The organism is Actinomadura sp. GTD37, assembly GCF_041951365.1.
Classification (GTDB): domain Bacteria; phylum Actinomycetota; class Actinomycetes; order Streptosporangiales; family Streptosporangiaceae; genus Spirillospora.
The window spans coordinates 1,385,284-1,410,084 of record NZ_JBGNUS010000001.1 but is presented as its reverse complement, the minus strand read 5'-3'; the positions used below and the strand labels follow the sequence as shown (position 1 = coordinate 1,410,084).

Annotated in this window: 26 protein-coding genes; 10 read left to right on the top strand and 16 right to left on the bottom strand. The window is 73.8% G+C overall.

Annotated features, from left to right (window positions below; genetic code table 11):
- Positions 1-59: 59 nt before the first annotated feature.
- Both purH and purN read right to left on the bottom strand, forming a co-directional pair.
- On the bottom strand, positions 60-1,625 hold the full coding sequence (purH, locus tag ACA511_RS06875; RefSeq protein ID WP_375023199.1) for a bifunctional phosphoribosylaminoimidazolecarboxamide formyltransferase/IMP cyclohydrolase: 1,566 nt from the start codon (positions 1,623-1,625) through the stop codon (positions 60-62).
- Positions 1,606-2,280: a phosphoribosylglycinamide formyltransferase gene (gene purN / locus ACA511_RS06870; protein ID WP_375023198.1), complete on the bottom strand. Its 675-nt coding sequence runs from the start codon at positions 2,278-2,280 to the stop codon at positions 1,606-1,608. Before purN ends, purH begins: the two co-directional genes overlap by 20 nt.
- A 116-nt stretch (positions 2,281-2,396) precedes the next feature.
- On the opposite strand from purN, the gene ACA511_RS06865 reads away from it, so the two are divergent.
- Positions 2,397-2,867, top strand: coding sequence for a DUF4190 domain-containing protein (locus ACA511_RS06865; RefSeq protein WP_375023197.1), 471 nt, complete (start codon positions 2,397-2,399; stop codon positions 2,865-2,867).
- Positions 2,868-2,888: 21 nt separating this feature from the next.
- Here ACA511_RS06865 and ACA511_RS06860 read toward each other — a convergent pair whose 3' ends face one another.
- From ACA511_RS06860 to sucC, 3 genes are all read right to left on the bottom strand, one after another.
- Positions 2,889-4,790, bottom strand: a complete 1,902-nt coding sequence (locus tag ACA511_RS06860) for a DUF6350 family protein (RefSeq protein WP_375023196.1) — start codon at positions 4,788-4,790, stop codon at positions 2,889-2,891.
- A gap of 161 nt (positions 4,791-4,951) precedes the next feature.
- Positions 4,952-5,839 carry a succinate--CoA ligase subunit alpha gene (sucD, locus tag ACA511_RS06855; protein WP_375023195.1) on the bottom strand — a complete coding sequence of 296 codons (888 nt, stop codon included), beginning with the start codon at positions 5,837-5,839 and terminating at the stop codon, positions 4,952-4,954.
- A gap of 2 nt (positions 5,840-5,841) precedes the next feature.
- Entirely contained in the window at positions 5,842-7,020 is a 1,179-nt protein-coding gene (sucC, locus tag ACA511_RS06850; RefSeq protein ID WP_375023194.1) for an ADP-forming succinate--CoA ligase subunit beta, read from the bottom strand.
- A gap of 487 nt (positions 7,021-7,507) precedes the next feature.
- On the opposite strand from sucC, the gene ACA511_RS06845 reads away from it, so the two are divergent.
- Positions 7,508-8,854 (top strand): glycoside hydrolase family 15 protein, encoded by a 1,347-nt coding sequence (locus tag ACA511_RS06845; protein WP_375023193.1) that lies wholly within the window; start codon positions 7,508-7,510, stop codon positions 8,852-8,854.
- Here the strand turns inward: ACA511_RS06845 and ACA511_RS06840 are convergent.
- Together ACA511_RS06840 and ACA511_RS06835 are read right to left on the bottom strand one after the other, a co-directional pair.
- A complete protein-coding gene (locus tag ACA511_RS06840; protein WP_375023192.1) occupies positions 8,851-9,618 on the bottom strand; it encodes a sulfite exporter TauE/SafE family protein in 768 nt (255 codons plus the stop codon). The two genes, ACA511_RS06845 and ACA511_RS06840, sit on opposite strands and share 4 nt — an antisense overlap.
- 65 nt (positions 9,619-9,683) lie before the next feature.
- Positions 9,684-10,226 carry a GNAT family N-acetyltransferase gene (locus ACA511_RS06835; protein WP_375023191.1) on the bottom strand — a complete coding sequence of 181 codons (543 nt, stop codon included), beginning with the start codon at positions 10,224-10,226 and terminating at the stop codon, positions 9,684-9,686.
- Between the two features lie 50 nt (positions 10,227-10,276).
- Here ACA511_RS06835 and ACA511_RS06830 point away from each other — a divergent pair, with 50 nt between their 5' ends.
- The gene (locus ACA511_RS06830) at positions 10,277-10,876 is read left to right on the top strand and encodes a TetR/AcrR family transcriptional regulator (protein ID WP_375023190.1); all 600 of its coding nucleotides are present in this window, start codon (positions 10,277-10,279) and stop codon (positions 10,874-10,876) included.
- A gap of 58 nt (positions 10,877-10,934) precedes the next feature.
- Here ACA511_RS06830 and ACA511_RS06825 read toward each other — a convergent pair whose 3' ends face one another.
- From ACA511_RS06825 to dhaK, 5 genes are all read right to left on the bottom strand, one after another.
- The gene (locus ACA511_RS06825; RefSeq protein WP_375023189.1) at positions 10,935-11,276 is read right to left on the bottom strand and encodes a DUF5713 family protein; all 342 of its coding nucleotides are present in this window, start codon (positions 11,274-11,276) and stop codon (positions 10,935-10,937) included.
- A 10-nt stretch (positions 11,277-11,286) separates the two neighbouring features.
- The gene (pcrA, locus tag ACA511_RS06820; protein WP_375023188.1) at positions 11,287-13,542 is read right to left on the bottom strand and encodes a DNA helicase PcrA; all 2,256 of its coding nucleotides are present in this window, start codon (positions 13,540-13,542) and stop codon (positions 11,287-11,289) included.
- A gap of 152 nt (positions 13,543-13,694) precedes the next feature.
- Positions 13,695-14,081, bottom strand: a complete 387-nt coding sequence (dhaM, locus tag ACA511_RS06815; protein WP_375023187.1) for a dihydroxyacetone kinase phosphoryl donor subunit DhaM — start codon at positions 14,079-14,081, stop codon at positions 13,695-13,697.
- A gap of 1 nt (position 14,082) precedes the next feature.
- Positions 14,083-14,706 (bottom strand): dihydroxyacetone kinase subunit DhaL, encoded by a 624-nt coding sequence (gene dhaL, locus ACA511_RS06810; protein WP_375023186.1) that lies wholly within the window; start codon positions 14,704-14,706, stop codon positions 14,083-14,085.
- Positions 14,703-15,698 (bottom strand): dihydroxyacetone kinase subunit DhaK, encoded by a 996-nt coding sequence (gene dhaK, locus ACA511_RS06805; protein ID WP_375023185.1) that lies wholly within the window; start codon positions 15,696-15,698, stop codon positions 14,703-14,705. Before dhaK ends, dhaL begins: the two co-directional genes overlap by 4 nt.
- 83 nt (positions 15,699-15,781) lie before the next feature.
- On the opposite strand from dhaK, the gene ACA511_RS06800 reads away from it, so the two are divergent.
- The 4 genes from ACA511_RS06800 (at position 15,782) to ACA511_RS06785 (ending at position 19,042) form a co-directional block, all read left to right on the top strand.
- Positions 15,782-16,738 carry a nucleoside hydrolase gene (locus ACA511_RS06800; RefSeq protein WP_375023184.1) on the top strand — a complete coding sequence of 319 codons (957 nt, stop codon included), beginning with the start codon at positions 15,782-15,784 and terminating at the stop codon, positions 16,736-16,738.
- Between the two features lie 118 nt (positions 16,739-16,856).
- The gene (locus tag ACA511_RS06795; RefSeq protein ID WP_375024693.1) at positions 16,857-17,540 is read left to right on the top strand and encodes a PIG-L deacetylase family protein; all 684 of its coding nucleotides are present in this window, start codon (positions 16,857-16,859) and stop codon (positions 17,538-17,540) included.
- Between the two features lie 92 nt (positions 17,541-17,632).
- The gene (locus tag ACA511_RS06790; protein WP_375023183.1) at positions 17,633-18,088 is read left to right on the top strand and encodes an SRPBCC family protein; all 456 of its coding nucleotides are present in this window, start codon (positions 17,633-17,635) and stop codon (positions 18,086-18,088) included.
- A gap of 72 nt (positions 18,089-18,160) precedes the next feature.
- Complete coding sequence (locus ACA511_RS06785) at positions 18,161-19,042, top strand: serine hydrolase (RefSeq protein WP_375023182.1); 882 nt, start codon at positions 18,161-18,163, stop codon at positions 19,040-19,042.
- A gap of 55 nt (positions 19,043-19,097) precedes the next feature.
- Here the strand turns inward: ACA511_RS06785 and ACA511_RS06780 are convergent, their stop codons facing one another.
- From ACA511_RS06780 to ACA511_RS06770, 3 genes are all read right to left on the bottom strand, one after another.
- Positions 19,098-19,844, bottom strand: coding sequence for a DUF4190 domain-containing protein (locus tag ACA511_RS06780; RefSeq protein WP_375023181.1), 747 nt, complete (start codon positions 19,842-19,844; stop codon positions 19,098-19,100).
- An 81-nt stretch (positions 19,845-19,925) separates the two neighbouring features.
- Positions 19,926-20,567 (bottom strand): LuxR C-terminal-related transcriptional regulator, encoded by a 642-nt coding sequence (locus ACA511_RS06775; protein WP_375023180.1) that lies wholly within the window; start codon positions 20,565-20,567, stop codon positions 19,926-19,928.
- Entirely contained in the window at positions 20,564-21,754 is a 1,191-nt protein-coding gene (locus ACA511_RS06770) for a PspC domain-containing protein (protein WP_375023179.1), read from the bottom strand. Before ACA511_RS06770 ends, ACA511_RS06775 begins: the two co-directional genes overlap by 4 nt.
- A gap of 123 nt (positions 21,755-21,877) precedes the next feature.
- On the opposite strand from ACA511_RS06770, the gene ACA511_RS06765 reads away from it, so the two are divergent.
- From ACA511_RS06765 to ACA511_RS06755, 3 genes are all read left to right on the top strand, one after another.
- A complete protein-coding gene (locus ACA511_RS06765; protein WP_375023178.1) occupies positions 21,878-23,155 on the top strand; it encodes a PspC domain-containing protein in 1,278 nt (425 codons plus the stop codon).
- A 67-nt stretch (positions 23,156-23,222) separates the two neighbouring features.
- Positions 23,223-23,426 carry a hypothetical protein gene (locus ACA511_RS06760; protein WP_375023177.1) on the top strand — a complete coding sequence of 68 codons (204 nt, stop codon included), beginning with the start codon at positions 23,223-23,225 and terminating at the stop codon, positions 23,424-23,426.
- Positions 23,427-23,516: 90 nt separating this feature from the next.
- Positions 23,517-24,221 carry a TetR/AcrR family transcriptional regulator gene (locus ACA511_RS06755; RefSeq protein ID WP_375023176.1) on the top strand — a complete coding sequence of 235 codons (705 nt, stop codon included), beginning with the start codon at positions 23,517-23,519 and terminating at the stop codon, positions 24,219-24,221.
- Positions 24,222-24,226: 5 nt separating this feature from the next.
- Here ACA511_RS06755 and ACA511_RS06750 read toward each other — a convergent pair whose 3' ends face one another.
- On the bottom strand, positions 24,227-24,700 hold the full coding sequence (locus ACA511_RS06750) for a cysteine dioxygenase (protein WP_375023175.1): 474 nt from the start codon (positions 24,698-24,700) through the stop codon (positions 24,227-24,229).
- Positions 24,701-24,801 lie beyond the last annotated feature (101 nt).

The window sequence follows — 24,801 nt, the reverse complement described above, 5'->3', positions numbered from 1 at the left end:
AACCCGGTGCGGCGCGTGTTCCGCGCCACACCGGGCCCCGCCCCGCGGGGCGGTACGGCTCAGTGGAAGAAGTGCCGGACGCCGGTGAAGTACAGGCTGATCCCGGCCTTCTCCGCCGCCGCGACCACCTTGTCGTCGTTCACGGACCCGCCGGGCTCGACGATCGCCTTCACCCCCGCCTCGGTCAGCACCTCGAGGCCGTCCGGGAACGGGAAGAACGCGTCGGACGCGCCCACGGCGGACGCGGCGCGCTCCGCGCCCGCCCGCGCGACCGCGAGCTTGGCGGAGTCGACCCGGTTGACCTGGCCCATCCCGACGCCGACGGTCGCGCCGCCGGCGGCCAGCAGGATCGCGTTGGACTTGACCGAGCGGATCGCCCGCCACGCGAACGCCAGGTCGCGCAGCGTCGCCTCGTCCACGGGCTCGCCGGTCTTCAGCTCCCAGGCGGACGGGTCGTCGCCGGGCGCGTCCACGGCGTCGACGCCCTGCACGAGGAGGCCGCCGTCGATGCGCCGGTGCTCGGCCGCGCCGGCCGGGGCGTCCGGGCAGACCAGCAGGCGGACGTTCTTGAACCGGTCCTTGAGGACGGTGACGGCCTCGTCGTCGAAGGACGGGGCGATCACGACCTCGGCGAAGCTCTCGGTGACCTGCCGGGCCATCGCGGCGCTGACCGGGCGGTTCGCCGCGATCACGCCGCCGTAGGCGGACACCGGGTCGCAGGCGTGCGCCTTGCGGTGCGCCTCGGCGATGTCGGCGCCGACCGCGATGCCGCACGGGTTGGCGTGCTTGATGATCGCGACGCAGGGCTCGGCGAAGTCGTAGGCGGCGCGGCGGGCGGCGTCGGTGTCCACGTAGTTGTTGTAGGACATCTCCTTGCCGTACAGCTGCTCCGCGCCGGCCAGGCCGGTCTCGCCCGGCGAGCGGTACAGGGCCGCGCGCTGGTGCGGGTTCTCGCCGTACCGGAGGGTGTTCGAGCGCTCCCAGGTGGCGCCGAGGAAGTCGGGCCACTGCGTCTCGGCGGCGGTCTCGTCGGGGGCGTAGGAGCTCGCGAACCAGGAGGCCACGGCCACGTCGTAGGACGCGGTGTGCGCGAACGCCCGCGCGGCGAGGCGGCGGCGCTCGGCCAGCGTGAACCCGCCGGCCCGCACCGCGTCGAGGACCGTCCCGTAGGCGGACGGGTCGACGACGACGGACACGCTCGCGTGGTTCTTCGCGCCGGCGCGCACCATGGTGGGGCCGCCGATGTCGATCTGCTCGACGCACTCGTCCGGCCCGGCGCCCGAGTTCACCGTGTCGGCGAACGGGTACAGGTTCGCGACCACGAGGTCGAACGGCTCCACGGCCAGGTCGTCGAGCTGCTGGAGGTGGTCCTCTTTGCGGCGGTCGGCGAGCAGGCCGGCGTGCACCTTGGGGTGCAGGGTCTTGACCCGTCCGTCCAGGCACTCGGGGAAGCCGGTGAGCTTCTCCACCTTCATCACCGGGACGCCGGCGGCGGAGATCCGGCCCGCCGTGGAGCCGGTCGAGACGATCTCCACTCCCGCCTCGTGCAGGCCCCGGGCCAGCTCCTCCAGCCCGGTCTTGTCGTACACGCTGATCAGCGCGCGCTTAATCGCCACCCGACTCACCGGCCGAGCTCCCCTCATGGTCGTCGGAAGATTCACCACAGGTCCTGCACTTCATCGAGACCCGCCTGCCGCGCGTGGTCCAGCCGTCGCGGGCGAGGCGTCCGACGACGTCGACGAGGAGCCGGCGCTCCACCCGCTTGATCCGCTCGTGCAGGGAGTCTTCGTCGTCATGCCAGCCCACGGGGACGGTCTCCTGGGCGATGACGGGTCCGGTGTCCACGCCTTCGTCGACGAAGTGAACCGTACAGCCCGTGACCTTCACGCCGTACGCCAGGGCGTCCCGTACGGCGTGCGCGCCGGGGAAGGAGGGGAGCAGCGCGGGATGGGTGTTGACCGTCCGGCCGCCGAAGCCCGCGAGGAAGCGCGGGCCGAAGATCTTCATGAAGCCGGCGGAGACGACGAGGTCGGGCTCGTGCTCGGCGACGGCCTCGGCCAGTGCCGCGTCCCAGTGGTCTCGGGACGGGAAATCGGGGATGCAGAGCGTGAAAGTGGGCAAACCCACACGTTCTGCGCGCTCAGTTCCTGCGATACCGGGGCGGTCCGCCCCCACGGCCACGACTTTCGCACCGTAGGCTGGATCCGCGCACGCGTCGAGCAGCGCTTGTAGGTTGGTCCCCGCGCCGGAGACGAGGACGACGAGCCGGGCGGACACCATGACTCCCCGGTGGACGTTGCTGGGACACCACGAAGCCTATCGGGCCGGTTCGACGCCGCTTCACCGCAGATCCGCACCACACGTCCGCCCGACCCGGGCCCAGGAGGAAACGAAACGTGAGCGAGCAGCAGGGCCGCGAGGTCCGTCCCGATGACCGCCCGGACGGGCGGCCCGCGGGAGAGCCGCCCGCAGGGCCGTCCCAGGCGCGGCAGACCGGCCTGCGGGCCCTGTGGCTCGGCGGCATCGCGCTGCTGACCGCACTGTTCTTCTACCCGCTCGGCCTCGTGCTGGGCATCGCCGCGCTCGTCGTCGGGATCAGGGCCAGGCGGCAGGTGCGCGGCACCCCGGACTCCGTGCCCGGCGCCGTCCCGGGCATGGTGATGGGCGCGCTCGGGCTGACGCTGTCGCTGCTGATGGTCGCGCTGGCGGTCTTCCTGCGGACGGAGTTCAGCGGCTACTGGGACTGCGTCAACGCGTCCAACACCAACGCCGACCAGCAGGTGTGCCGCGACGAGTTCTACCCGAAGATCGAGGACAAGCTCGACCTGCCGCCCGGCTGGATCGACAAGTACGGGCACCTGCTCTAGCCGCCCGGCCCGCGCGCCGCTCTAGTCGTCCGGTTCGGGCTCCTCGCGCAGGACGTAGATCGCGCCGCCCCGGTTCTCGGTGCGGTTCGGGTCCGCGCGCGGCGGCGGGACGGGCCTGCGCGGCTCCTCGGGCGCCGGTTCGGGCTCGGGCTCGTCCACGATGTGGCCCTCGACGAGGACCGTGCGGTCGCCCGGCGACGGGGCGGGCTCCGGGGCGGGACGCCGCTCCTCCACCAGGTCGGGCAGCGGATCGGCCCGCCGGCGGGGCCGCCGCGGGGCGAGCACGGGGTCGGCCTCCTCGAACTCCAGCGGATCCGGCGCGTGCGGGGCCCTCGGCGCCTTCGCGGCGGGCCTCGCGGGCGGGTCGTAGTCGCCCGGGACCGGCGCCGACAGCGGCACCGCCACGGGTTCCGGCCGGACCGTCCGCCTCGGCTTCGCGGCCTTCCTCCCGGCCTTCTTCCCGGTCTTCCTCCCGGTCTTCTCGGACGCGGCGCGCGCCGGGCGTCGCAGCACCATCGAGTTCGCCGCCCACGCCGCGATCGCCGCCGAGATCCCCACCTCCAGGGCCGCCAGCAGCCCCACCTGCCAGGCGGACGGCCCCACCGTCGCCATCCGGCCGCCGCCGAGCGGCCCGCCCGACAGCGCGCTGAGCAGGGCCGCCACCGCGCCGGTCAGCGCGCCCGACAGGAACCCCCACAGCGGCGCGCCCTCCGCCACCGGGCTCGGCAGCGACCGGATCGTGAGGACGCCGCCGACCGCGCCCGCCAGGAACGGCGCGGCCAGCGCGATCAGCGACAGCGCGGGCGCCGGGCCGGGCTGCGGCAGCGCCGCGAGCGGCGGGAAGGCCGGGACGACGTCCAGGAACACCCCGGTCGGCGAGACGCTCGTCCCGGCGCCGACCGAGAACCCCGGCCCGACCGCGTACGCCATCCCCCAGATCACCGCGTTCGGCAGGAAGGCCAGCTCGACCAGCAGCAGCAGGACGCCGCCGACGACGCCGGGGGCGAGCATGCCGTACAGGTCGTCGGCGGCCGCCATGTTCATCGCGAGGGCCGCGCCCACGAGCACCGCGCCGGACGCGAGCAGCACCCCCAGCGCGCCCGCCACCCCGATCACCAGCGAGCGGGGGCGCTCCGGCAGCAGCCGCAGCAGCGCGCCCAGCCCGGACCTGACCCGCCGCCCCTTCGCCTCCGCCGCGACCTGCGCGGCGACGACGGCCCGCGCGGCGCCGAGGCCGCCCGCGATGGCGGCGACGAGGAAGCACGCGATGAGCGCCTGCCACGCCGACGGCCGCACCTCGTCGGACGAGGCCGCGAGCGCGAGCAGCGCGGCCAGCCCCGCGTACGGCACGGCCTGCGCGACCGCCACGTGCACGACCGCGATCCGGGGCCGCTGCCGCAGCCCGGCCACGCGGATCATCCAGCCGCCGCCCCGGTACAGCAGGACGCCGGGCAGGACGAGGACGCCGAGCGGCAGCAGCCCCACGCGGCCCTGCCCGTAGGAGAAGCCCGCGTGGTGCGACACGAGCCAGAAGTTCACGGCCGTCCGGAACACCCCGGACATGCCGTGGCCGAGCGCGGTCTTCGGCGCCGCGATCCAGCCGAGGAGCGTGATCGTGGTGAGCACGGCGAGCCCGATGCCGACGCACCACAGCGCCGCGACCAGGCCCGTCACGTACAGCGGCCGGGCCGCGGCGGGCGGGCGCTCCCGCGCGGGCTCGGCGCGCGACCGCCCGCCGGCGCGTCCGGGCCCGCCCGGCGCAGCCCCGCCCGGCACGGGCCCGCCCGGCACGGGCCCGCCCGGCACGGGCCCGCCCGGCACGGGGTCGCCCTTCGCCGGCTCGCCCTTCGCCGGTTCACCCTTCGCGGGGACGGGTCTGGACGGCTCCCGCTTCGCGCGCTGCCCGGGGGTCTTGTCGCTCACCGGTCCATGCTGGCACCACGCCCGCCCGCGGGCGGGCCGTCCGCCCGGCGTGTCGCCTTTGCCATCCGCTGTCCGGAGCTCCGACGCGAAAGACGCCCGGGCCGCGACCGGCGGCTCGGGCGTCTTTTCGGTGGTCCCGCGTGCTCGGCGGTCCCGCGTGATCAGCGGTTGCGCATGATCTCCCGCATGAGGACGGCGGTCTCGCTCGGGGTCTTGCCGACCCGGACGCCGACCTTCTCCAGGGCCTCCTTCTTCGCCTGCGCGGTGCCGGCGGAGCCGGACACGATCGCGCCCGCGTGGCCCATGGTCTTGCCCTCGGGGGCGGTGAACCCGGCGACGTAGCCGACGACCGGCTTGGTCACGTTCTTCTCGATGTAGGCGGCGGCGCGCTCCTCGGCGTCGCCCCCGATCTCACCGATCATCACGATGGCGTCGGTCTCCGGGTCGTCCTGGAACGCCTGGAGGGCGTCGATGTGGGTCGTCCCGATGACGGGGTCGCCGCCGATGCCGACGCAGGTGGTGAAGCCGATGTCGCGCAGCTCGTACATCATCTGGTAGGTCAGCGTGCCCGACTTGGACACGAGCCCGATGCGGCCCGGGGTGGTGATGTCGGCCGGGATGATGCCCGCGTTCGACTTGCCGGGGGACGCGATGCCGGGACAGTTCGGCCCGATGATGCGGGTCTTGTTACCGGCCTTCTCCGCGTACGCCCAGAAGTAGGCGGTGTCGTGCACCGGGATGCCCTCGGTGATGACCACGCAGAGCGGGATCCCGGCGTCGACCGCCTCGACGACCGCGTCCTTGGTGAACTTCGGCGGGACGAACACGACGGAGACGTCCGCGCCCGTCTGCTCCATGGCCTCCTTGACGGTGCCGAACACCGGGAGGCTGGCGCCGTCGAAGTCGACGCTCTGGCCGGCCTTGCGGGCGTTCACGCCGCCGACGACCTGGGCGCCGGACGCGAGCATCCGGCGGCCGTGCTTGGTGCCCTCGGAGCCGGTGATCCCCTGGACGATGATCTTGCTGTTCTCGGTGAGCCAGATGGCCATTGTCATGCACCTGCCGCTGCGAGTTCGGCGGCGCGCTCGGCCGCCGCGTCCATGGTGTCGACCTGCTGGACGCCGGGCAGCGCCGCGTCGTTGAGGATCTTGCGTCCGAGCTCGGCGTTGTTGCCGTCCAGCCGGACGACCAGGGGCCGGTCGACGGTCTCGCCGCGGTCGGCCAGCAGCTTGTAGGCGGAGACGATGCCGTTCGCGACGGCGTCGCAGGCGGTGATGCCGCCGAAGACGTTCACGAAGACGGACTTGACGGCGGCGTCGGACAGGACGATCTCCAGCCCGTTCGCCATCACCTCGGCGGACGCGCCGCCGCCGATGTCGAGGAAGTTCGCGGGCTTCTGGCCGTCGAACCGCTCGCCCGCGTAGGCGACGACGTCCAGCGTGGACATGACGAGGCCCGCGCCGTTGCCGATGATGCCGACGCTGCCGTCCAGCTTCACGTAGTTGAGGTCCTTGGCCTTGGCCGCGGCCTCCAGCGGGTCGGCGGCGGCCTTGTCCTCGTACTTGTCGTGGTCCTGGCGGAACCCGGCGTTGTCGTCCAGCGTGACCTTGCCGTCGAGGGCCTTCACCTGGCCGTCGGCGGTGAGGATCATCGGGTTCACCTCGACGAGGGAGGCGTCCTCGTCGATGAACACGGCCCACAGCCGCTCGATCAGCTCGGCCGCGCCGTCCAGGGCCTCCTCCGGGAGGCGGCCCTGCTCGGCGATCCGGCGGGCCGCGGCCCGGTCGACGCCGTCCAGCGGCGACACCGGCACCAGCGCCAGCCGGTCGTGCGGCACCTCCTCGATCTCCACGCCGCCCTCGACGGAGCAGATGGACAGGAAGGTGCGGTTGGCGCGGTCGAGCAGGAAGGAGAAGTAGTACTCCTGCGCGATCGCGCTCCCCTCCTCGACCAGGACCTTGTGGACCGTGTGGCCCTTGATGTCCATGCCGAGGATCCGGCCGGCGAGCGTCTCCGCCTCGTCGGCCGTGTCGGCCAGCTTCACGCCGCCGGCCTTGCCCCGGCCCCCGGTCTTCACCTGGGCCTTGACCACGACCTTCTTGCTGCCCGCGGAGAACAGCTCCTCCGCGATGGCGCGTGCTTCCTGGGGAGTATGGGCGACCTTGCCGGTAGGCACCGGTACCCCGTACTCGGCGAAGAGTTCCTTCGCCTGATGTTCGAACAGGTCCACGAGGCGTCCTTAAACGGATCGACAGCCAAAGACCACACGAGTCGGCGATCTACACGGGTTTCCGTGCGGCCGGCACTCTGCGGTCCGCTCCGTCGATGCAGCCTAGTCACCCCGCCTCCGTGGTGATGCCGCCGGGTCCATATGTCACCGACTGTCCCGTCGGAAGGCGAGTGTCGCTCGGCGGAAGGTGTCTCCTCCTGAGGGGTGGGCACGAGTGGCTCGTGAGGAGGATGAACCAATTGACGTAGTTTGATGTACTTATTTCGCCGCGATGAGATGCGGCAAAGGGGGCGAACGCATGGCGATGGCGGAGGAGCGGGATACATCCGTCACTGCCTCCGTCCCCGCGAGGAGCGTACACGCCGCCCCCGTCCCGCCGGCCCCGCGGCGCGGAGATCCGCGCGGCGGCGGTCGCGCGCGGCGGCGGCCCGCCTCCCGCAGGCGGTCGGGCGCGCGCAAGGTCCGCCGCGTCGCCGCCCTGCTGATCGTGGCCGCGCTCGTCGCGACCGGCGGCGCCAACGTCCCCGAACCGTCCAGCCCCGGCTGGGCGAGCCCCGGGCTCGTCGGCGGGGGCGGCTGGCCGTTCACCGGCGTCCCGCTCTCCCCCGAGCAGGCCGAAGGGGCCGCCTACCTGCCGGACAGCTCGGTCGTCCGGCTCGCGGACGGACGCGTCCGGCTCATCCCGACCGGCGGCGACACGCCCGTCACGGTGGACGCCGCCGACCCGCGGGTCGCGCGGGCCGTCCGGTCCGACACCGCGTGGCTGTCGAAGGGCACGGTCCCGACCGGCGGGAAGGGGCAGACCTACCGCGACATGGCGGCGCGCGCGCTCCTCGACCTGCGGCTCCTCACCCGCCCGAACGGCGCCTCCCTCGCCTCCTGGTACACCAAGTGGCGGTACTGCTGGCCGCGCGACTCGGCGTTCACCGTCGCCGCGTTCACCGTCACCGGCCACCCGTCGGAGGCCCGCCGCGTCCTGCGCTTCCTCGCCCGGACCCAGAGCGACGGCGGCATGTGGGCCGCGCGCTACAACACCGACGGGACGGCGGTCGCCGACGGCCGCGCGCCGCAGCTCGACTCGCTCGGCTGGGTGCTGTGGGCGGCCTGGTTCTACCGCGCCGAGACCGGGTCCTCCGACGACCTGCCGGACCTGTGGCCGATGGTGCGGCGCGCCGCCGACCACCTCGCCCGCTCGCTGGACGCCGAGGGCCTGCCGCCCGCCTCGTCCGACTACTGGGAGCGCGACCCGCTCCGCGAGCAGGACCCGCGGCGCCCCACGCTCGGCGTCGTCGGGCCCGTCCTCGCCGGGCTGCGGTCCGCCGCCGACCTCGCGCGGGCGCGCGGCGACGCCGCCAAGGCCGCCGAGTGGCAGCGCGCGGCGCAGCGCGTCTCCGCCGCCGTGGCCAGGCAGTTCGCGCCCTACGACTACCCGCGCTCGCCCGTCCCGGGCGGCCTGATGGACACGTCCGTCACGTTCCTCGCCCCGCCGTTCGCGCCGGCGGACCCGGGCGTCGCCGGCGCCGTCCAGGACGCCGCGCGCAAGCAGGCGCTGCCGAACGGGGGCGTGCTGCCGGGCGAGCGCTGGTCCGGGACCCCGGACGTCGCCTGGACCCCCGAAACGGCGCTCTTCGGGCTGAACGCCGCCGCGGCGGGCCGGACGGACGAGGCGGTCGGCCGGCTCGGCTGGCTGGCCGCCCACCGCACGTCCCTCGGCGTCCTGCCGGAGAAGGTCGGCCCGGCCGGCAGGCCCGCCGGCCCGGCCCCGCTCGGCTGGACGGCCTCGCTCGTCCTGCTCAGCCTGTCCGCCCTGGAGCGCCCGCTCCCGATCCCCTAGCCGAACTGCTCGTAGGCCAGTTTCGCCACGAGGGCGCCGACCACGCAGAGCAGGACGATCCGAACGAACCCGGCGCCGCGCCTGATCGCCATGCGCGCGCCGAGCTGCGCGCCGACCGCGTTGGCGGCGGCCATGCCGAGCCCGACCGCCCACAGGACGTGCCCCTGCGCCGCGAAGACGAGCAGCGCCCCCAGGTTGGTGCAGGTGTTGATGATCTTCGAGGTGGCGGACGCGTCCACGAAGTCGAGGCCGAGCAGCGCGGTGAACGCGACGACCAGGAACGTCCCGGTGCCCGGCCCGACGAGCCCGTCGTAGAAGGCGATCGCGACGCCCGGGACGAGGACGGCGGCGGCGACCCGGCGGCGGGTCCGCAGCACCGCGCGCGGCGCCCGGCCGAGGTCCGGCTTGAGCACCACGATCGCGGCGACGGACAGCAGCACGACCATGATGACCGGTTTCAGCACGTCCGAGGAGATCACCGACGCGCACAGCGCCCCGCCCGCCGCGCAGCACACCGCGAGCGCGCCCGCCGGGACGGCGACGCGGACGTCCGGCTTGGCCTTGCGCGCGTAGGCGACCGCGGCCGAGGCGGTGCCCGCGATCGAGCCGAGCTTGTTGGTGGCGAGCGCGGTCGCGACCGGCTGCCCCGGGGCGACCAGCAGCAGCGCCGGCAGCTGGATCAGCCCGCCCCCGCCGACCACCGCGTCGATCCAGCCGGCCGCGACGGCGGCGGCCAGCAGTATGAGCACCTGCTCGGCGTGCACGGGGGCTCCCGGGGGTAAGGAGTTAATCTAAGATCACTGATTACCCTACCGGCGGGCCCGGGGCGTCACGGCGCCCACTCGTCGGCGAGGACGGCCCAGACCTGCACGTCCCTGCGCTCGCCGCCCAGCACGAACCCCTGCCGCAGGACGCCCTCGCAGGTCATGCCGAGGCGCGTCGCGACCGCCGCGCTGGCGGTGTTGCGCGGATCGCAGAGCCACTCGGCCCGGTGCAGCCCCCGCGTCCCGAACGCCCAGTCGATCATGTGGCGGACGGCCGTCGTGACCAGCCCGCGCCCGCGCGCCCCCGCCGCGAGCCAGACGCCCACCTCGCAGGTGCCCTGCGCGGCGTCGAACGTCCGGAAGAGCGTCCCGCCCTGGAGGACGCCGTCGACCCAGATGCCGTAGACGCGCCCCCGGTCGGCGGCCTGCTTCTCCGCGTACGCCTGGAGCAGGTTCCGGGCCGTCGCCTCGTCCACGACCGTCCGGGCCCAGGGGATGTAATCGGCGATGTCGGCACGGACCTGCCGCGCGTGCTCGGCGAACTCGGCCGCCTGCCACGGTTCCAGCGGACGGAGTTCGGCGCCGTCGGCGAGCGTGCGAGCGAACATGGGGACCTCCCGGGGGTACGTACCGAACGTTTGTTATGTACTCTACGGGAATGCCCGCCCGAGGTGATCACGACGCCCGCCGCCGGGACGTGTCCGAGGCCGTCTGGCGCGTCCTCGCCGAGCACGGCTTCGGCGGCCTGACCCTGCGCGCCGTCGCGGCGGAGATGGGCGCCTCCACCGGCCTGCTCACCCACTACTTCCCGAACAAGAAGGCCCTCGTCGCGCACGCCCTCGACGTGGCCGACGAACGCACCGCGAGCCGTCCCCTGCGGACCGCGCCGCCCGGCATGCCCGCCCTGCGCGCCGCCCTCCTCGACGTCCTGTGCCTCACCCCCGCCGCGACGGCCATGAACCGCGTATGGGTCAGCTCCTGGGACGTCTCGCTCGCCGACCCCGGCCTCGCGTCCCGGCAGAAGGACCGCTACGACAACTGGCGCGGCCGCCTCCGCCCGCACGTGGCGGCGGCCGTCTCCCTCGGCGAACTGCCCGCCTCCCGCGACGTGGACGACGTCGTCGCGTCCGCCGCCGCCTTCGCGCACGGCCTCGTCGTCCACGCGCTCTTCGACCCCGCCGGCTTCCCGCCCGACCGCCAGATCGCGATGCTCGACGCCTTCCTCGCGTCCCTGGACCCGGTCCCCCGGCCGGAGTGACGAAGCACGACGCCGGGTGGCATGGCGACCGCCCCGGCCGCGCTCCCGACGCGGCAGGTCACCAGTCGCGCGGGGCGATCAGCTCTTCGATGTCGGCGTCCGGGAAGCCGTACGCCGTCGCGACGAACCAGAACTCCTCGCCGATGGCCTCCCGCGCGACGGTCTCGATGTCGCTGTCCGCCGCGAGGAACTCGTCCTCCAACGCGTTGAACTCCTCCGTGGCCGCGTGGGTGAGCGGGTACAGCGCGGCCAGGTCGGCGGGCCGCTCGGACTCGATCCGCTCGCAGAGCCTCAGCAGGATCGCCCGGCCCTTGTCGACGATGCGGTCCGGGTAGTAGTCGTCCTCGTACATCTCCTTGAGGAACGCGCGGCCGTTCACCTGTTCGTTGGTCGGCGCCATCGGGGGAACCTCAGAGCTTCTCGATGGTGGCGAAGCGGAGGACCAGGGTGCGGACCCCGTACTCGCCGCCGAAGTCGACGCTGGCCTTCTCGCCCCGGTCGTAGACGGACACGACGGTGCCCAGGCCGAAGGCGTCGTGCGTGACCTTGTCGCCCGGCGAAAGGGACGGGACGGGCCGGTTGCCCGGAGAGCGGGTACCCGGGCGTGCGGCCATCCGCGCCATCGCCGGAGTGGACGTCGAGGACGCCTCGCGCTCCCATTCGACCAGGGCCCCCGGCACCTCGCCGAGGAACCGGGACGGCGGGTTGACCTGCGGCGCGCCCCACGAGCTGCGCATCGTGGCGCGGGACACGTAGAGGCGCTGCCGGGCGCGGGTGATGCCCACGTAGGCGAGGCGGCGCTCCTCTTCGAGTTCCTTGGGATTGCTCATCGCGCGCAGGTGCGGGAAGACGCCGTCCTCCATGCCGGTGAGGAACACGACCGGGAATTCGAGGCCCTTGGCGGTGTGCAGGGTCATCAGGGTGACGACGCCGTGGTCGGTCTCCTCCGGCTGCTCGCCGGGCGGGACGGGGCCGCCCTTCGCGCCGCCGGGGATGGAGTCGGCGTCGGCGACCAGCGCGACCTGCTCCAGGAACTCGGGCAGGCGGCCCTCGGCGGACTCGCCGTCGAGGCGCTCCTCGAACTCGCGGGCGACGGCCTCCAGCTCCTGGAGGTTCTCGACGCGGGTCTCGTCCTGCGGGTCCTTGGAGTTGTTGAGCTCCTCCAGGTAGCCGCTGGCCTTGAGGACCTCGGCGATCAGGTCGGCCGGGGCGAGCGTCTCGGCGGCCGCGCGCAGCTCGTCCAGCAGGGCGACGAACTCGCGGACGGCGTTGATCGAGCGGGTCGCCATGCCGGGCACGTCCTCCGGCACCCGGAGCGCCTGCCAGAACGAGACGCGCTCGCGGGAGGCGTACGCCTCGACGCACGCCTCGGCGCGGTCGCCGATGCCGCGCTTCGGCACGTTGAGGATGCGGCGCAGGGAGACGGCGTCCTCGGGGTTGGCGAGGCAGCGCAGGTAGGCGAGCGCGTCGCGGATCTCCTTGCGCTCGTAGAACCGGACGCCGCCGACGACCTTGTAGGGCAGCCCGACGCGGATGAACACCTCTTCGAAGACGCGCGACTGGGCGTTGGTGCGGTAGAAGACGGCGACGTCGCCGGGACGGGCGTCGCCGTCGTCGGTGAGCCGGTCGACCTCGTGGGCGACGAACGCGGCCTCGTCGTGCTCGTTGTCGGCCACATAGCCGGTGATCTTGTGGCCTTCGCCCTGGTCGGACCAGAGCTTCTTCGGCTTGCGGTCGGCGTTGCGCTCGATGACCGCGTTGGCCGCCGACAGGATCGTCTGGGTGGAGCGGTAGTTCTGCTCCAGCAGGATCGTGGTGGCGTCCGGGTAGTCGCGCTCGAACTCCAGGATGTTGCGGATCGTCGCGCCGCGGAACGCGTAGATCGACTGGTCGGCGTCGCCGACCACGCACAGCTCGGCCGCGCCGACCCCCTCGACGGGCGCGGTCAGCTCGCGGACGAGCTCGTACTGCGCGTGGTTCGTGTCCTGGTACTCGTCGACGAGGACGTGCCGGAACCGGCGCCGGTAGTGCTCGGCCGCCTCCGGGAAGACCTGCAGCAGGTTGACCGTCATCATGATCAGGTCGTCGAAGTCCATGGCGCCGGCCTGCTGGAGCCGCGCCTGGTACATCTCGTACGCCTCGGCGAGCGTCTGCTCCATGTGCGTGGACGCGCGGTTCTTGAACGTCTCGTAGTCGATCAGCTCGTTCTTCAGGTTCGACACCTGGGCGCTGAACGACTTCGGCGGGTACCGCTTCGGGTCGAGGTCGAGTTCGCGGCAGACGAGCGCCATCAGCCGGTTCGCGTCGGCCTGGTCGTAGATCGAGAAGCTCGTGGGGAAGCCGAGGCGCTTGGCCTCGCGCCGCAGGATCCGGACGCACGCGGAATGGAACGTCATCACCCACATGGCGCGCGAGCGCGGCCCGACGAGGGCGTCGACGCGCTCCTTCATCTCGGCGGCGGCCTTGTTGGTGAAGGTGATCGCGAGGATCTGGCCGGGGTGCGCGTCCCGCTCCCCGAGCAGATGGGCGATGCGGTGGGTGAGCACCCGGGTCTTGCCCGAGCCGGCGCCCGCGACGATCAGCAGGGGGCCGCCGGAGTGCACGACGGCGGCGCGCTGCTCCGCGTTGAGGCCATCGAGCAAGGGGTGAGCTTCGGTCTTCGACATCACGTGCGAGTCTACGGCGCGGCGCGGACGTTTTCGGCGCGTCCCCGAGTCCCGTCCCGGCGGCGGGCGCCGCGTCCGCCCCCGGCGCCCCGCCGTCCGGGCCCCGCCGCGGCCCGACCGGCGGCGGGCCGGGCCCGCCGCCGGTCGGCCGGTCAGCCGGTCTTGCGGTGGTCGCGGGCCGACTCCGCGGCGGCGTGCACGGTGGCGAGGTCCGCGCCCGTCGCGGCCATGGACGCGGCGGCGACCGCGCCCTCGACCAGCGGCGCGTCCGCGAGCAGGACGTCGTCGCCGGCCGCGTCCTCGATGAGCAGCTTCGCGGTGAGGACGGAGCTGCCGAGGTCGGCGAGCAGCACGACGCCGTCGCCGCCGTCCGCCGCCGCGACGGCCTGCTCGACGAGGTCGATGCTGGTGCCGAGCCGTCCCTCGGAGTCGCCTCCGGCGGGTTCGACGACGGCCTTGCCGACGCCCATCGCGCGGGCGACCTCGGCGGCGCCCTCGGCGAGCGTCAGGCTGTGCGAGATGAGGACGATCCCGACCATGTCAGCCCTCCCCCGTCACATCGGCCAGGCCCCGCAGCAGGAGGGCGGTGGACGCGGCGCCCGGGTCCATGTGGCCGACGCTGCGCGGCCCGAGGTAGCTGGCCCGGCCCTTGCGCGCCTGCATCGGGACGGTGGCGTCGGCGCCCTCGGCGGCGGCCCCGGCGGCGGCGCGCACGCATCCGGCGAGGTCCGAGCCGTCCGCCAGCGCCGCCTCGTAGGCCGCGACGGCGGGCGCCAGCGCGTCGACCATCGTCTTGTCGCCCTCGACGGCCTTCCCGAGGTCCTGGACGCCGTCCAGCGCGGCCCTCAGCGCGGCGCCGAGCGCGGCGGCGTCCACGTCGTCCGCGTCGCCGAGCGCCTTGCCCGCGCGGCGCAGCACCGTCCCGTAGAGGGGGCCGGACGCGCCGCCGGTCTTGGACACGACGGCCCGCCCGGCGGCGATCAGCACCTTGCCCGGCGGCGCGTCCGCGGGGAGCGCGTCGACGGCGGCGCGGAAGCCGCGGTCGAGGTTGTGGCCGTGGTCGCCGTCGCCGATGGCCGCGTCCAGCCGGGTGAGCCGCTCGGCGTCGGCCGCCACCAGCTCGGCGGCGTGCCGGACCCACGACGCCAGATCGGCGGCGTTCACCGGCCCCACCGCAGCCCCGGCGTCTCGACCGGCGCGTCCCAGAGGCGGGTCAGCTCCGGCGTCACCCGGCACACGCTGATCATGCAGCCGGCCATCTCCAGGCTCGTCACGTACGGCCCGACCAGGCGCCGGACGACGGTCGCGCCGCGCCCCTCCAGCCACCGCGCCGCCGCCCCGTAGGCGATGTACTGCTCGATGAGCGGGGTGCCGCCCATGCCGTTCACCAGCACCAGCACCTCGGACCCGGACAGCGGCATGTCCGCGTCGATCGCGCTGAGCGAGGCGTCCACGATCTCCGCCGCCGTGCCGGTCCGGACGCGTTCCCGGCCGGGTTCGCCGTGGATGCCGATGCCGAGCTCCATCTCGTCCTCGCCCAGCTCGAACGTGGGCGTCCCGGCGGCCGGGACGGTGCAGGACGACAGCGCGACCCCGAACGAGCGGCTGCGCTCGTTCACCTCCCGCGCCACCGCCGCGACGGCGTCCAGCGCGGCCCCCTCCTCGGCGAGCGCGCCGGCGATCTTCTCGGCGAACAGCGTGGCGCCGGTGCCGCGCCGCCCCGCGGTGAACGTGCTGTCCTCGACGGCCACGTCGTCGTCGAGGACGACGGAGGTGACCTCGATGTCCTCGTCCTCGGCCAGCTCGGCGGCCAGCTGGAAGTTCATGACGTCGCCGGTGTAGTTCTTCACGAGGTGCAGGACGCCGGCGCCGCCGTCCACCGCCATCGTCGCCGCGATGATCTGGTCGGGCACGGGTGAGGTGAACACCTCGCCGCAGCAGGCCGCGTCCAGCATGCCGTGGCCGACGAACCCGGCGTGCAGCGGCTCGTGCCCGGACCCGCCGCCCGACACCAGGGCGACCTTCCCGGCGCGGGGCGCGTCCGCCCGCACGACGGTGCCGCCGGCCGGGTCGACCGTCAGCTCGGGATGCGCGGCGGCCAGTCCGCGCAGCGCGTCGGTGACCACGTCCGCCGGGGCGTTGATGAGTTTGCGCATGTCTCAGCTCTACCCCGGCGCGGCCCGGCGTCCCAGACCCAATTGGTGATCACGGCCGCGGCCCGTCCGGATAGGTTGCATCCGTGACGAATGGACCCACGTTCCTGTACGACTGCGACACCGGCATCGACGACGCGATGACGCTCCTCTACCTGGCCTCACTCGTCCGGGCGGGTGAGGCAAGGCTGGTGGGGGTCGGCACCGTCCACGGCAACATCGACCCCCTGACCGGCGCGCTGAACACGCTGCGCGTACTGGAGGCGGCCGGCGCCGCCGAGGGCGTGCCGGTCGCGGTCGGCGCGGCCCGCCCGATGGCGCAGGACGTCCACTACGCGCTGGACTGGCACGGGACGGACGGCCTCGGCGACACCCGCCTCCCCGACCCGGCGGGACGGCCGACCGCCGAGTCGGCGCCCGCGCAGATCGTCCGGCTGGCCCGCGCGATGCCCGGCGAGCTGACCCTCCTCGCGACCGGCCCGCTGACGAACCTGGGCGCGGCGCTGCTGCTGGACGGCGAGCTCCCGTCGCTGATCCGCGAGGTCGTCGTCATGGGCGGCGCCTTCGACCACCCCGGCAACATCACCACGCATGCCGAGGCGAACGTCTGGCACGACCCGGAGGCCGCCGACCTGGTGTTCGCGGCGGACTGGCCGGTCGTGCTCGTGCCGCTGGACGCCACGCACCCGACCGCCGTCCACGACGACTGGCTCGACCGGCTGGCCGCCCACGACTCCCCGGTCGCCCGGTTCGCCGCCGGCATCCTGAAGTTCTACGAGACCGCCTACACGCCCACGCTCAAGCGCCGGGGCGCGGTCATCCACGACGCGCTCGCCGCGATGCTCGCCGTGGACCCGGGCCTCGGCGAGTACGCGCACCGTCCCGTCCGGGTGGAGCTGCGCGGCGAGCTGACGCGCGGCACGACGGTGTGGGACGCGCGCTCGCTGCCCGCCGAGGACGTCCGCCGCCCGGTCAAGGTCGCCGTCGGCAGCGACGTGCGCGCGTTCCAGGAACGCCTGCTCACAGCCCTCACCTCGTTCTGACGGCGCCCCGCACCGGATTACTCGATCTTCGGGCGTGCCCTGACCGTTCACTGACCTTATTGTTGAAACCGTGACCAAGTTTCTGGACGACGGTGTAGTACAGCGGGTCCTCGCGGTGATGGCGCATCCCGACGACGTCGACTTCGGCGCGGCCGGGACGGTGGCGGGCTGGACGGACCGGGGTATCGAGGTCTCCTACCTCATGGTGACCGACGGCGACGCCGGCGGCTTCGACGACGACGTCTCCCGCGAGGACATGGCGACCCTGCGCCGGGAGGAGCAGCGTGCGGCGGCCAAGTGCGTCGGGGTGACCGACGTCCGCTTCCTCGGCTACCCGGACGGGCGGGTCGAGGCGACGCTGGACCTGCGCCGCGACATCGCCCGGGTGATCCGGCAGGTCCGGCCGGACCGGGTGCTGATGCCGAGCCCCGAACGCAACTACGACCGGATCTACCCGAGCCACCCCGACCACCGGGCCGTGGGCTCGGCCGCGCTCGACGCCGTCTACCCGGACGCCCGCAATCCCTACGCGTTCCCCGAGCTGCTCGCCGACGAGGGCCTCGACGCGTGGACGGCGCGGGAGGTGTGGACCACCGGCGGCCCCGTGGTGAACCACTACGTCGACATCACCGAGCGCTTCGAGCGGAAGCTGAACGCGCTGCGCGCGCACGCGAGCCAGACCGGGCACATGGGCGACGGGCTGCCGGAGATGCTGCGCGGCTGGCTGGGCGGCAACGCCGCCGCCGCGGGCCTGCCGGAGGGCCGGCTCGCCGAGTCGTTCCAGGTGGTCGACACCGCGTGAGTTTCGGTCACGATACAAATACGCCCCCTCACAAGCCGTAATTAACTGCAGATCGGGCATGTACCCCTTGTGACAGAACACGGGGGGTTGTCATGCCGCATGAGATCGAGGCCACCGCCAGCTCCTGCGCCGCGCCGGAAGTGATCTTCAAGCACCTGTGCCTCGCGGAGGCGTGGGGCGAATGGGGCGGCTTCTGGATCCGCGCGTCGCGCGAAGCCGACGGGGCCGAGCACCCGAACGGGATCGGGGCCGTCCGGTCGGTGCCGCCGTGGCGCGAGGAGGTCGTGGCCTGGGACCCGCCACGGCACTACGGGTACATCGCGCTGGCCGGGGCGCCGCGCCGCCGCGCCCGGGTCGACATCACGCTGGAGCCCTGCTCCGCGGGCACGCTGATCCGCTGGCGCGGCGAGGTCGACGCGTTCCCGGGCACCGGGCCGTTCACGCGGGCGTCGCTGCGCCGCCGCTTCGGCTCGTACGCGCGCCGGGTCGCCTGGCATTCCGAGCACTGCGAGCCCGGCTGCCCCGCCCGGCTGCCCGGCGTGCTCTGAGGGCTCTCACCAGTACGTCCTGATCATTACGTTCGCACGGATTCGGGGGGATCGATGCGGCGTCATATCATCGTGCTCGCGTTGGCCGCGGGCGTCACCGGGGCGGGGCTCACCGCCCACTGGTTCATCACCGAGGCACCGCCCGCCAGGAGCGGCGCGGTCGTCGGCGCCACCGAGTCGATCGCGGCCGGACGGGGGGCGGCCGTGGCGGAGCGGAACACCCGGCCGTTCGAACCGGCCGCGCTGCGCCAGGCCGTCCGCGCCTACCTCGGGACGCGTCCGGGCAAGGCCGGGGTGATGGCGACCGACCTGCGCACGGGGCTGTCCTTCGGGGAGAACGAGAAGGGCCGGTTCGTCACCGCGAGCATCATGAAGGTCGACATCCTGTCGAGCCTCGTCCTGCAGCGGCAGCGCGACCGCCGCGCCCTGACGGCGGAGCAGCGGCGACTGGCCGAACCGATGATCCGCGAGAGCGACAACAACGCGGCCGACGCCCTGTACTCGGCGGCCGGCGGCGACGGCGGCGTCAAGAAGGCCAACAAGAGCTTCGCCCTGAAGAACACGACGCCGTTCGCCGGGTCATGGGGTTCGTCCCTGACGACCCCGGCCGACCAGGTGCGCCTGCTGACCAACCTGGCGTCGGACAAGAGCCCCATCAAGGCGCCCGGCCGCCGGTACGTCCTGGGGCTGATGGGCTCCGTCCTGGACGAGCAGGCGTGGGGCGTGAGCGCGGCGGCCCGTCCGGGCGAGAAGGTGGCGCTGAAGAACGGCTGGACGCCGGTCCGGCATCAGGGGCACGGCTGGGCGGTGAACAGCATCGGCCGCATCACCGGGCGCGACCACGACTTCCTCGTCGCGGTGTGCAGCGGCGACAGTCCGACGATGGAGGCGGGCGTGTCCACGGTCGAACACGTCGCCGAGATGGTGGTGAGCACCATGCGGGACTCGCACTGAGCGGGACGTCCCGCGCCCGGGCGGCGGGCCGGCCGCCCGGCGGACGCCGGGGACGTCAGCGCTGGAGGGGCCGGGTGAGCTTCGTGCCCTCGGCCGCGGCCACCGCGACGCAGGTGACGCTGCGGTCGCCCGACCGCCACGACGCGTCGGTCGGGTAGTAGTAGGAGTTCGCGAGGCCGCCGGCCGCCGGGTCGCGGCTGATCCGGGCCCGGGTGCGGAGCTTGCAGCCGTTCGAGGCCTGCTGCCGCAGCTGCGCCTCCGGCGGCAGCGTGGCCCCCGGCAGCCGGAAGACGGCCATCACCTCGCCGTCGTGCGGCGCGGTGCACGGGACGATCTTGACGCTGTCGACCTCGACCGGCTCCGTGGTGGACGGGGCGGACGCGGTCGTGTTGTCGTTGAGGCAGTCGCCCACCTTCATCTTCTGCGCGTCGACCGTCTTGGGCTTGGTCCGGGTCGCGCTGGGCCGCGCCCCGTCGTCGCCGGAGTCGCTCGCCGCGATGATGACGCCGAGCGTGATGCTGCTGACGATCCACAGGCTGGACAGGATGATGCCGGCGATCGCGAAGCCGCGCCCCCGGCCGCCGTTGCGGCCGAGCTGGCCCAGCGCGATCGCCCCGAGGATGATCCCGAGGACGCCGAAGCAGCCGAGGAGCCCGGTGACGAAGGCCGCGACCGCCAGGCCGTTGGTCTTGTCGTTGCCGTACGGGGACCCGTAGCCGGGGCCGGGCGGCGCGGGCGGCGGCGCGGGCGGATAGGGCGACGACGGACCCGGATACCCGGATCCAGGGGGAGGGAATGTCATGACCAGCGACTGTATATGGCACTGATACCGGTTCTAGCCGAGACGACCGTTACGCGAACCGACCGGCGCCCGAAGCGGAGCTCAGACCAGGCGGCGGGCCGCGGCCCAGCGCGACAGCTCGTGCCGGTTCGACAGCTGGAGCTTCCGCAGGACGCTGCTCACGTGCGTCTCCACCGTCTTCACCGAGATGAACAGCTCCTTGGCGATCTCCTTGTAGGCGTAGCCGCGCGCGATCAGCCGCAGGACCTCCCGCTCCCGCTGGGTGATCTGGTCGAGCTCCGGGTCGACGGCCGGGACGTCCGACGCGGAGAACGCGTCCAGCACGAAGCCGGCGAGGCGGGGCGAGAACACGGCGTCGCCCTCCGCCACCCGTCCGATCGCGTCGGTCAGCTCCGGCCCCGAGATCGTCTTGGTGACGTAGCCGCGCGCCCCGCCCCGCACGACGCCGATCACGTCCTCGGCGGCGTCCGACACCGACAGCGCGAGGAACTTGGACGTGACGGCCCCGTGCAGCCGGCGCAGCACCTCGATGCCCCCGCCGCCGGGCAGGTGGACGTCCAGCAGCACCACGTCCGGCTGCGTCCCGCGGATCACCGTGACCGCCTCGTCGACGTCGCCCGCCTCGCCGACGATCTCGACGCCGCCGCCCAGCTCCGCCTTGACGCCGGTCCGGAACATCTGGTGGTCGTCCACCAGCACGACCCTCTTCAACGCCTCGCTCATGTCTTCTTGATCTCCAAACGCACCTCGGTGCCCTCGCCCGGCGCCGTGCGGACGGTCGCCTTCCCGCCGTTGCGCTCCATACGTCCGATGATGGACCCCCGGACGCCCATCCGGTCCGCCGGGACCTGGTCGAGGTCGAATCCCTTGCCGCGGTCGCGGACGAAGATCTCGATCTCGCCGTCCGCCACCTCCGCGTACACCGACACCGACGGCGCCTCCGCGTACTTGGCGGCGTTCACCATCGCCTCCCGCGCGGCCTGCAGCGCCGCGTCGAGCCGCTCGTCGAGCGCCGTGTCGCCCACGCAGACGATCTCGATCGGGACGCCGTGGTCGTCCTCGACCTCCCCGGCGGCCTCCCTGATCGCGGCGGCGAACGTCCGGTCGGGGTCGGCGCGCGGCTGGTAGAGCCACGTCCGCAGCGTCCGCTCCTGGGACCGGGCGAGCCGCTGCACCTCCCGCGTGTCGTGCGCGTTCCGCTGGATCAGCGTCAGCGTGTGCAGCACCGAGTCGTGGATGTGCGCGGCCAGCTCGGCGCGCTCCTGGGAGCGGATGCGCTCGTGCCGCTCGGCGTCCAGGTCCTGCCAGAGCCGCACCACCCACGGCGTCACGATCACCGCGACCCCGGTCAGGATGATCAGCATGGCGATGATCACGGACCGCGCCTGGGCGGCCTCCACGTTCTGCACGACGACGCCGCCGATGCCGCCGACCACCAGCAGCAGGCCGAGCAGGCTGCGCAGCCACCGCTGGCGGAGCGGCAGCGTCCACCGCTGCCGCTGGTCGCGGTCGGCCTGCTGCCACAGGATCGCGGCGCCGACGCCGCCGACGACGAACGGCCACAGCGCCCACTGGACGACCCCGGCCGCGCCCCACGGCAGCACCGCGAGCCCCAGCGTGACCGCCGCGTAGGCGAGCAGCTGGCCCCAATCGCGGCCGCGCCGCCGCCCGGACGCCCGCTCGGACGGCTCCTTCTCCGGCGCGGGCACCAGGATCCAGAAGGCGGCGTACGCGGCGACGCCGAGCCCGCTCGCCACCGTCAGCAGCACGAACGCGGCCCGGACGAGCAGCACGTCCACGCCCAGATGCGCGGCCAGCCCGCGGCACACCCCGGCCACGAGCGCGCCCTCGGCGGCCCGCTCCAGCGCAGGCGGCGACTCCGGCCGCTCCACCGTCTCCTGTACTCCCACGTCACCGATCGTCACACGCCCGCACGCGGGCCGCATCAGGGAACCACCCCGGATCCGGCTCAGGGTCGGTTCAGGGACGTCCCGGATACCGCCGGCCTGGGGCGACGGGCCACGATGTCAGGCATGGACGGCGAGCGGAAGACCCCGGAGCGGGCGGAGCACGGCTACCAGCGGCTGGCGCGGGACGCCGACCGGCGCCTGCTCGCCGGCGTGTGCACCGGCCTCGGCCGCTACACCGGCATCGACCCCGTCGTCTTCCGCGTGGGTTTCGCGATCCTCGTGCTGGCGCACGGGCAGGGCGTCCTCCTCTACATCGCGGCGGCGCTGCTGATGCCCGCGAGCCCCGGCGAGTCGTCGCTCGCGGAGCAGTTCTTCAAGCGGTGGTTCGACGCGCAGGCCGTCCTGTCGATCCTGGGCGCGCTGCTGTGCGTAGGCGTCGGGCTGACCCTGTTCGGCGGGGCCTACACCGACACGATCGCCGTCCTGGTGGTGTTCGCGCTGGTGCTGCTGGTCGCGCACTCGCGCGGCACGGACCTGGTGGCGGCGGCGCGGTCGGTCCCCGAACGGCTCGCCGGGCATCCCCCGGAGCCGTCGGCCGCGTGGACGCGGTCGGCGGACGTCAGCGTCGGCGGCATGTCCCTCCGCAAGGACCCGTCCGGGGAGCCGGCGGCGGCGGGCGGCGGGCTGCCCGCGGGCATGATCGACCTCGCCGAGTACTCGGCCGCGCGGGCCGGCGCCGACCCGGCCGCGCGGACGCCGCGGCGGGCGCGGCGCACGGACGAGCCCGGCCGCGGCCGGGCGCCGGCGGCCACGATCACGCTGCTGGCCGCCATGGCGGCGGGCGCGGCGCTGATCCCCGTCGCCAAGGCGTACCCGGCCCCCGACTCCTGGCTGATCGTCATGGCGCCCGCGCTCGCGGTCGTCGGGCTCGGCCTCGTCGTCGGCGGCTGGTTCCGGACGCACGGCCTCGCCACGGCGGGCACCCTGCTGACCCTCGGCATGCTGACGACGACCGTGGTGGGCGACATGCCGCGCAATGCCGAGTACGGGGACATCGACTGGCGCCCCACCGACGCGTCGCAGACGAACCAGACCTACAAGGTCGGCGTCGGCCAGGCCGACCTCGACCTCACCGCGCTCGTGCTGGCCCCGGGCCAGCACGTCACGATCGACGCGCAGGTCGGCATCGGCGGCATCAGGGTCACGGTGCCCCCCGCCGCCCGCGTCATGGTGGACGCGCGGATCGCGCTCGGCGACCTGCGCGTCCAGCACCGGACGACGAGCGGCCCGAAGATCAAGGTCACCCAGGTCATCGAGCCGGAGACGCCCGGCGGCAACCCGCCGGTGATCGAGCTGCGGATACGCGGCAAGGCCGGAGACGTGGACGTGGACCGTGGCTAGCGGAACAGGGTCCGACGCGACCGGGGCCCATGGAACCGAGGCGGGCGCGACCGAGGCTGGAGCAGACGTGGGCAAGCGATACGGGTTCGACCCGGCGGGACCGGTCACCGGGCTGTTCTTCCTCGTCCTCGCCGGGCTGTTCCTCGCGGAGGGCCTGGCGGAGGAGAGCATCGTGTCCGCGACGGTGCTGGCCCCGGTGGTGCTGATCGGGCTCGGCCTGGTCGGGACCGTCCGGGTGCTGACCCGCTCGCGCCGCCGGCGGCTGCGCTGACCCGCCGCTGACCGGCGGTGACCGCGCCTCCCCCCGCCCCCGGGACGGGAAGTACTGTGATCCCGACGGCTGGTGACGGATTGGGGTTCCATGTCAGGGCAGGCCGGGACGCCGGAGGCGGGCTGCGCCGAGGTGCTGCCCGGATCCCGGTCCGCGCTCGACCCGGGCCGCGCCATCAAGCCCGGACGGCACGGCCTCTCCCCCGAGACCGTCGCCGGCATCCAGCGCGGACGGCTGATCGACGCGTTCGTCCAGGTCGTCTCCGACCGCGGGTTCGCGCACACCACGATCAGCAGCGTCACCGACGGCGCCGGCGTCACCAAGAAGACGTTCTACGCGCACTTCACCGACCTGGACGACTGCTTCCTCGCCGCCTACCGGCGCGGCATGGACATCCTGCTCGGCCGCATGACGCAGTCCTTCGAGTCCGCACCCGGCTGGCCGGACGGGATCCACGCGGCGCTGCGCACGCTGCTCGTCGCCCTGGCCCGCGAGCCCCGGTTCGCGCGGGTGTCGCTGGTCGAGGCGAACGCGGCGGGCCCGCAGGTCAGGCAGGCGCGCATCGACAACCTCGCGCGGTTCCGCGGCTTCTTCACCGGGCCGTCCCTGCCGCCGGTCCCGGTCGCCGTGGTGGACGCGATCGTCGGCGGCATCTACAGCGCGATCCACGTCCAGATGGAGACGGGCGAGGCCGCGGAGCTGCCGTCGCTGCTGCCGTCGCTCACCTACTTCGCGCTGCTGCCCCTCATCGGCCGGGAGGCCGCGTCCCCGTACCTCACCGACGAGACCGGCTGAGCCGCTCAGCGGGCTGCGGCGGCCTCTGAGCCACCCGCGCGCGGGCTTACGGCGGGCAGGCTGACCCCGTGCAGGCTGACCGCGTGCAGGCTGACGGCGAAGGCGGGGCCCGGGTTCGTCAGCGCCTGCGGGCCGCCGTGCACGCGGATCCGGTTGGCGCGCAGCGGCCGCTCGGTGACGCCGCGCTCGGTGATCGTGACGACGGCCAGCTCGCCCGCGACCAGGGTGCTGACGCCGCCGCGCACCGTCCCGCCGTGACCGGGCGGCCACGTCGTCAGCCAGGCGTCGTCGCCGAGCGGGACGTCCTGCGGCCGGCCGGCGTCGAAGCGGACGAGCCGCCACCACTCGTCGGGGCGTCCGGCCAGCTCACGGACGCGGGCGGCGAGCTGCCCGACGGTCGGGGGCGCGGCGGCGATCGCGCGGTCGTGCGGATCGTCCTGGCCGCGCATGGTGAGATCGGGAACCACGGAGAGGTCCACGGGAGAGGTCCTTCGTGTACGGGTGTCGGCCGGTGGAGAACGGATTCAGCGACAACACGAAGGACACAGCGCGCTGGCCACGCGGCAGAAGGCCACGGGGC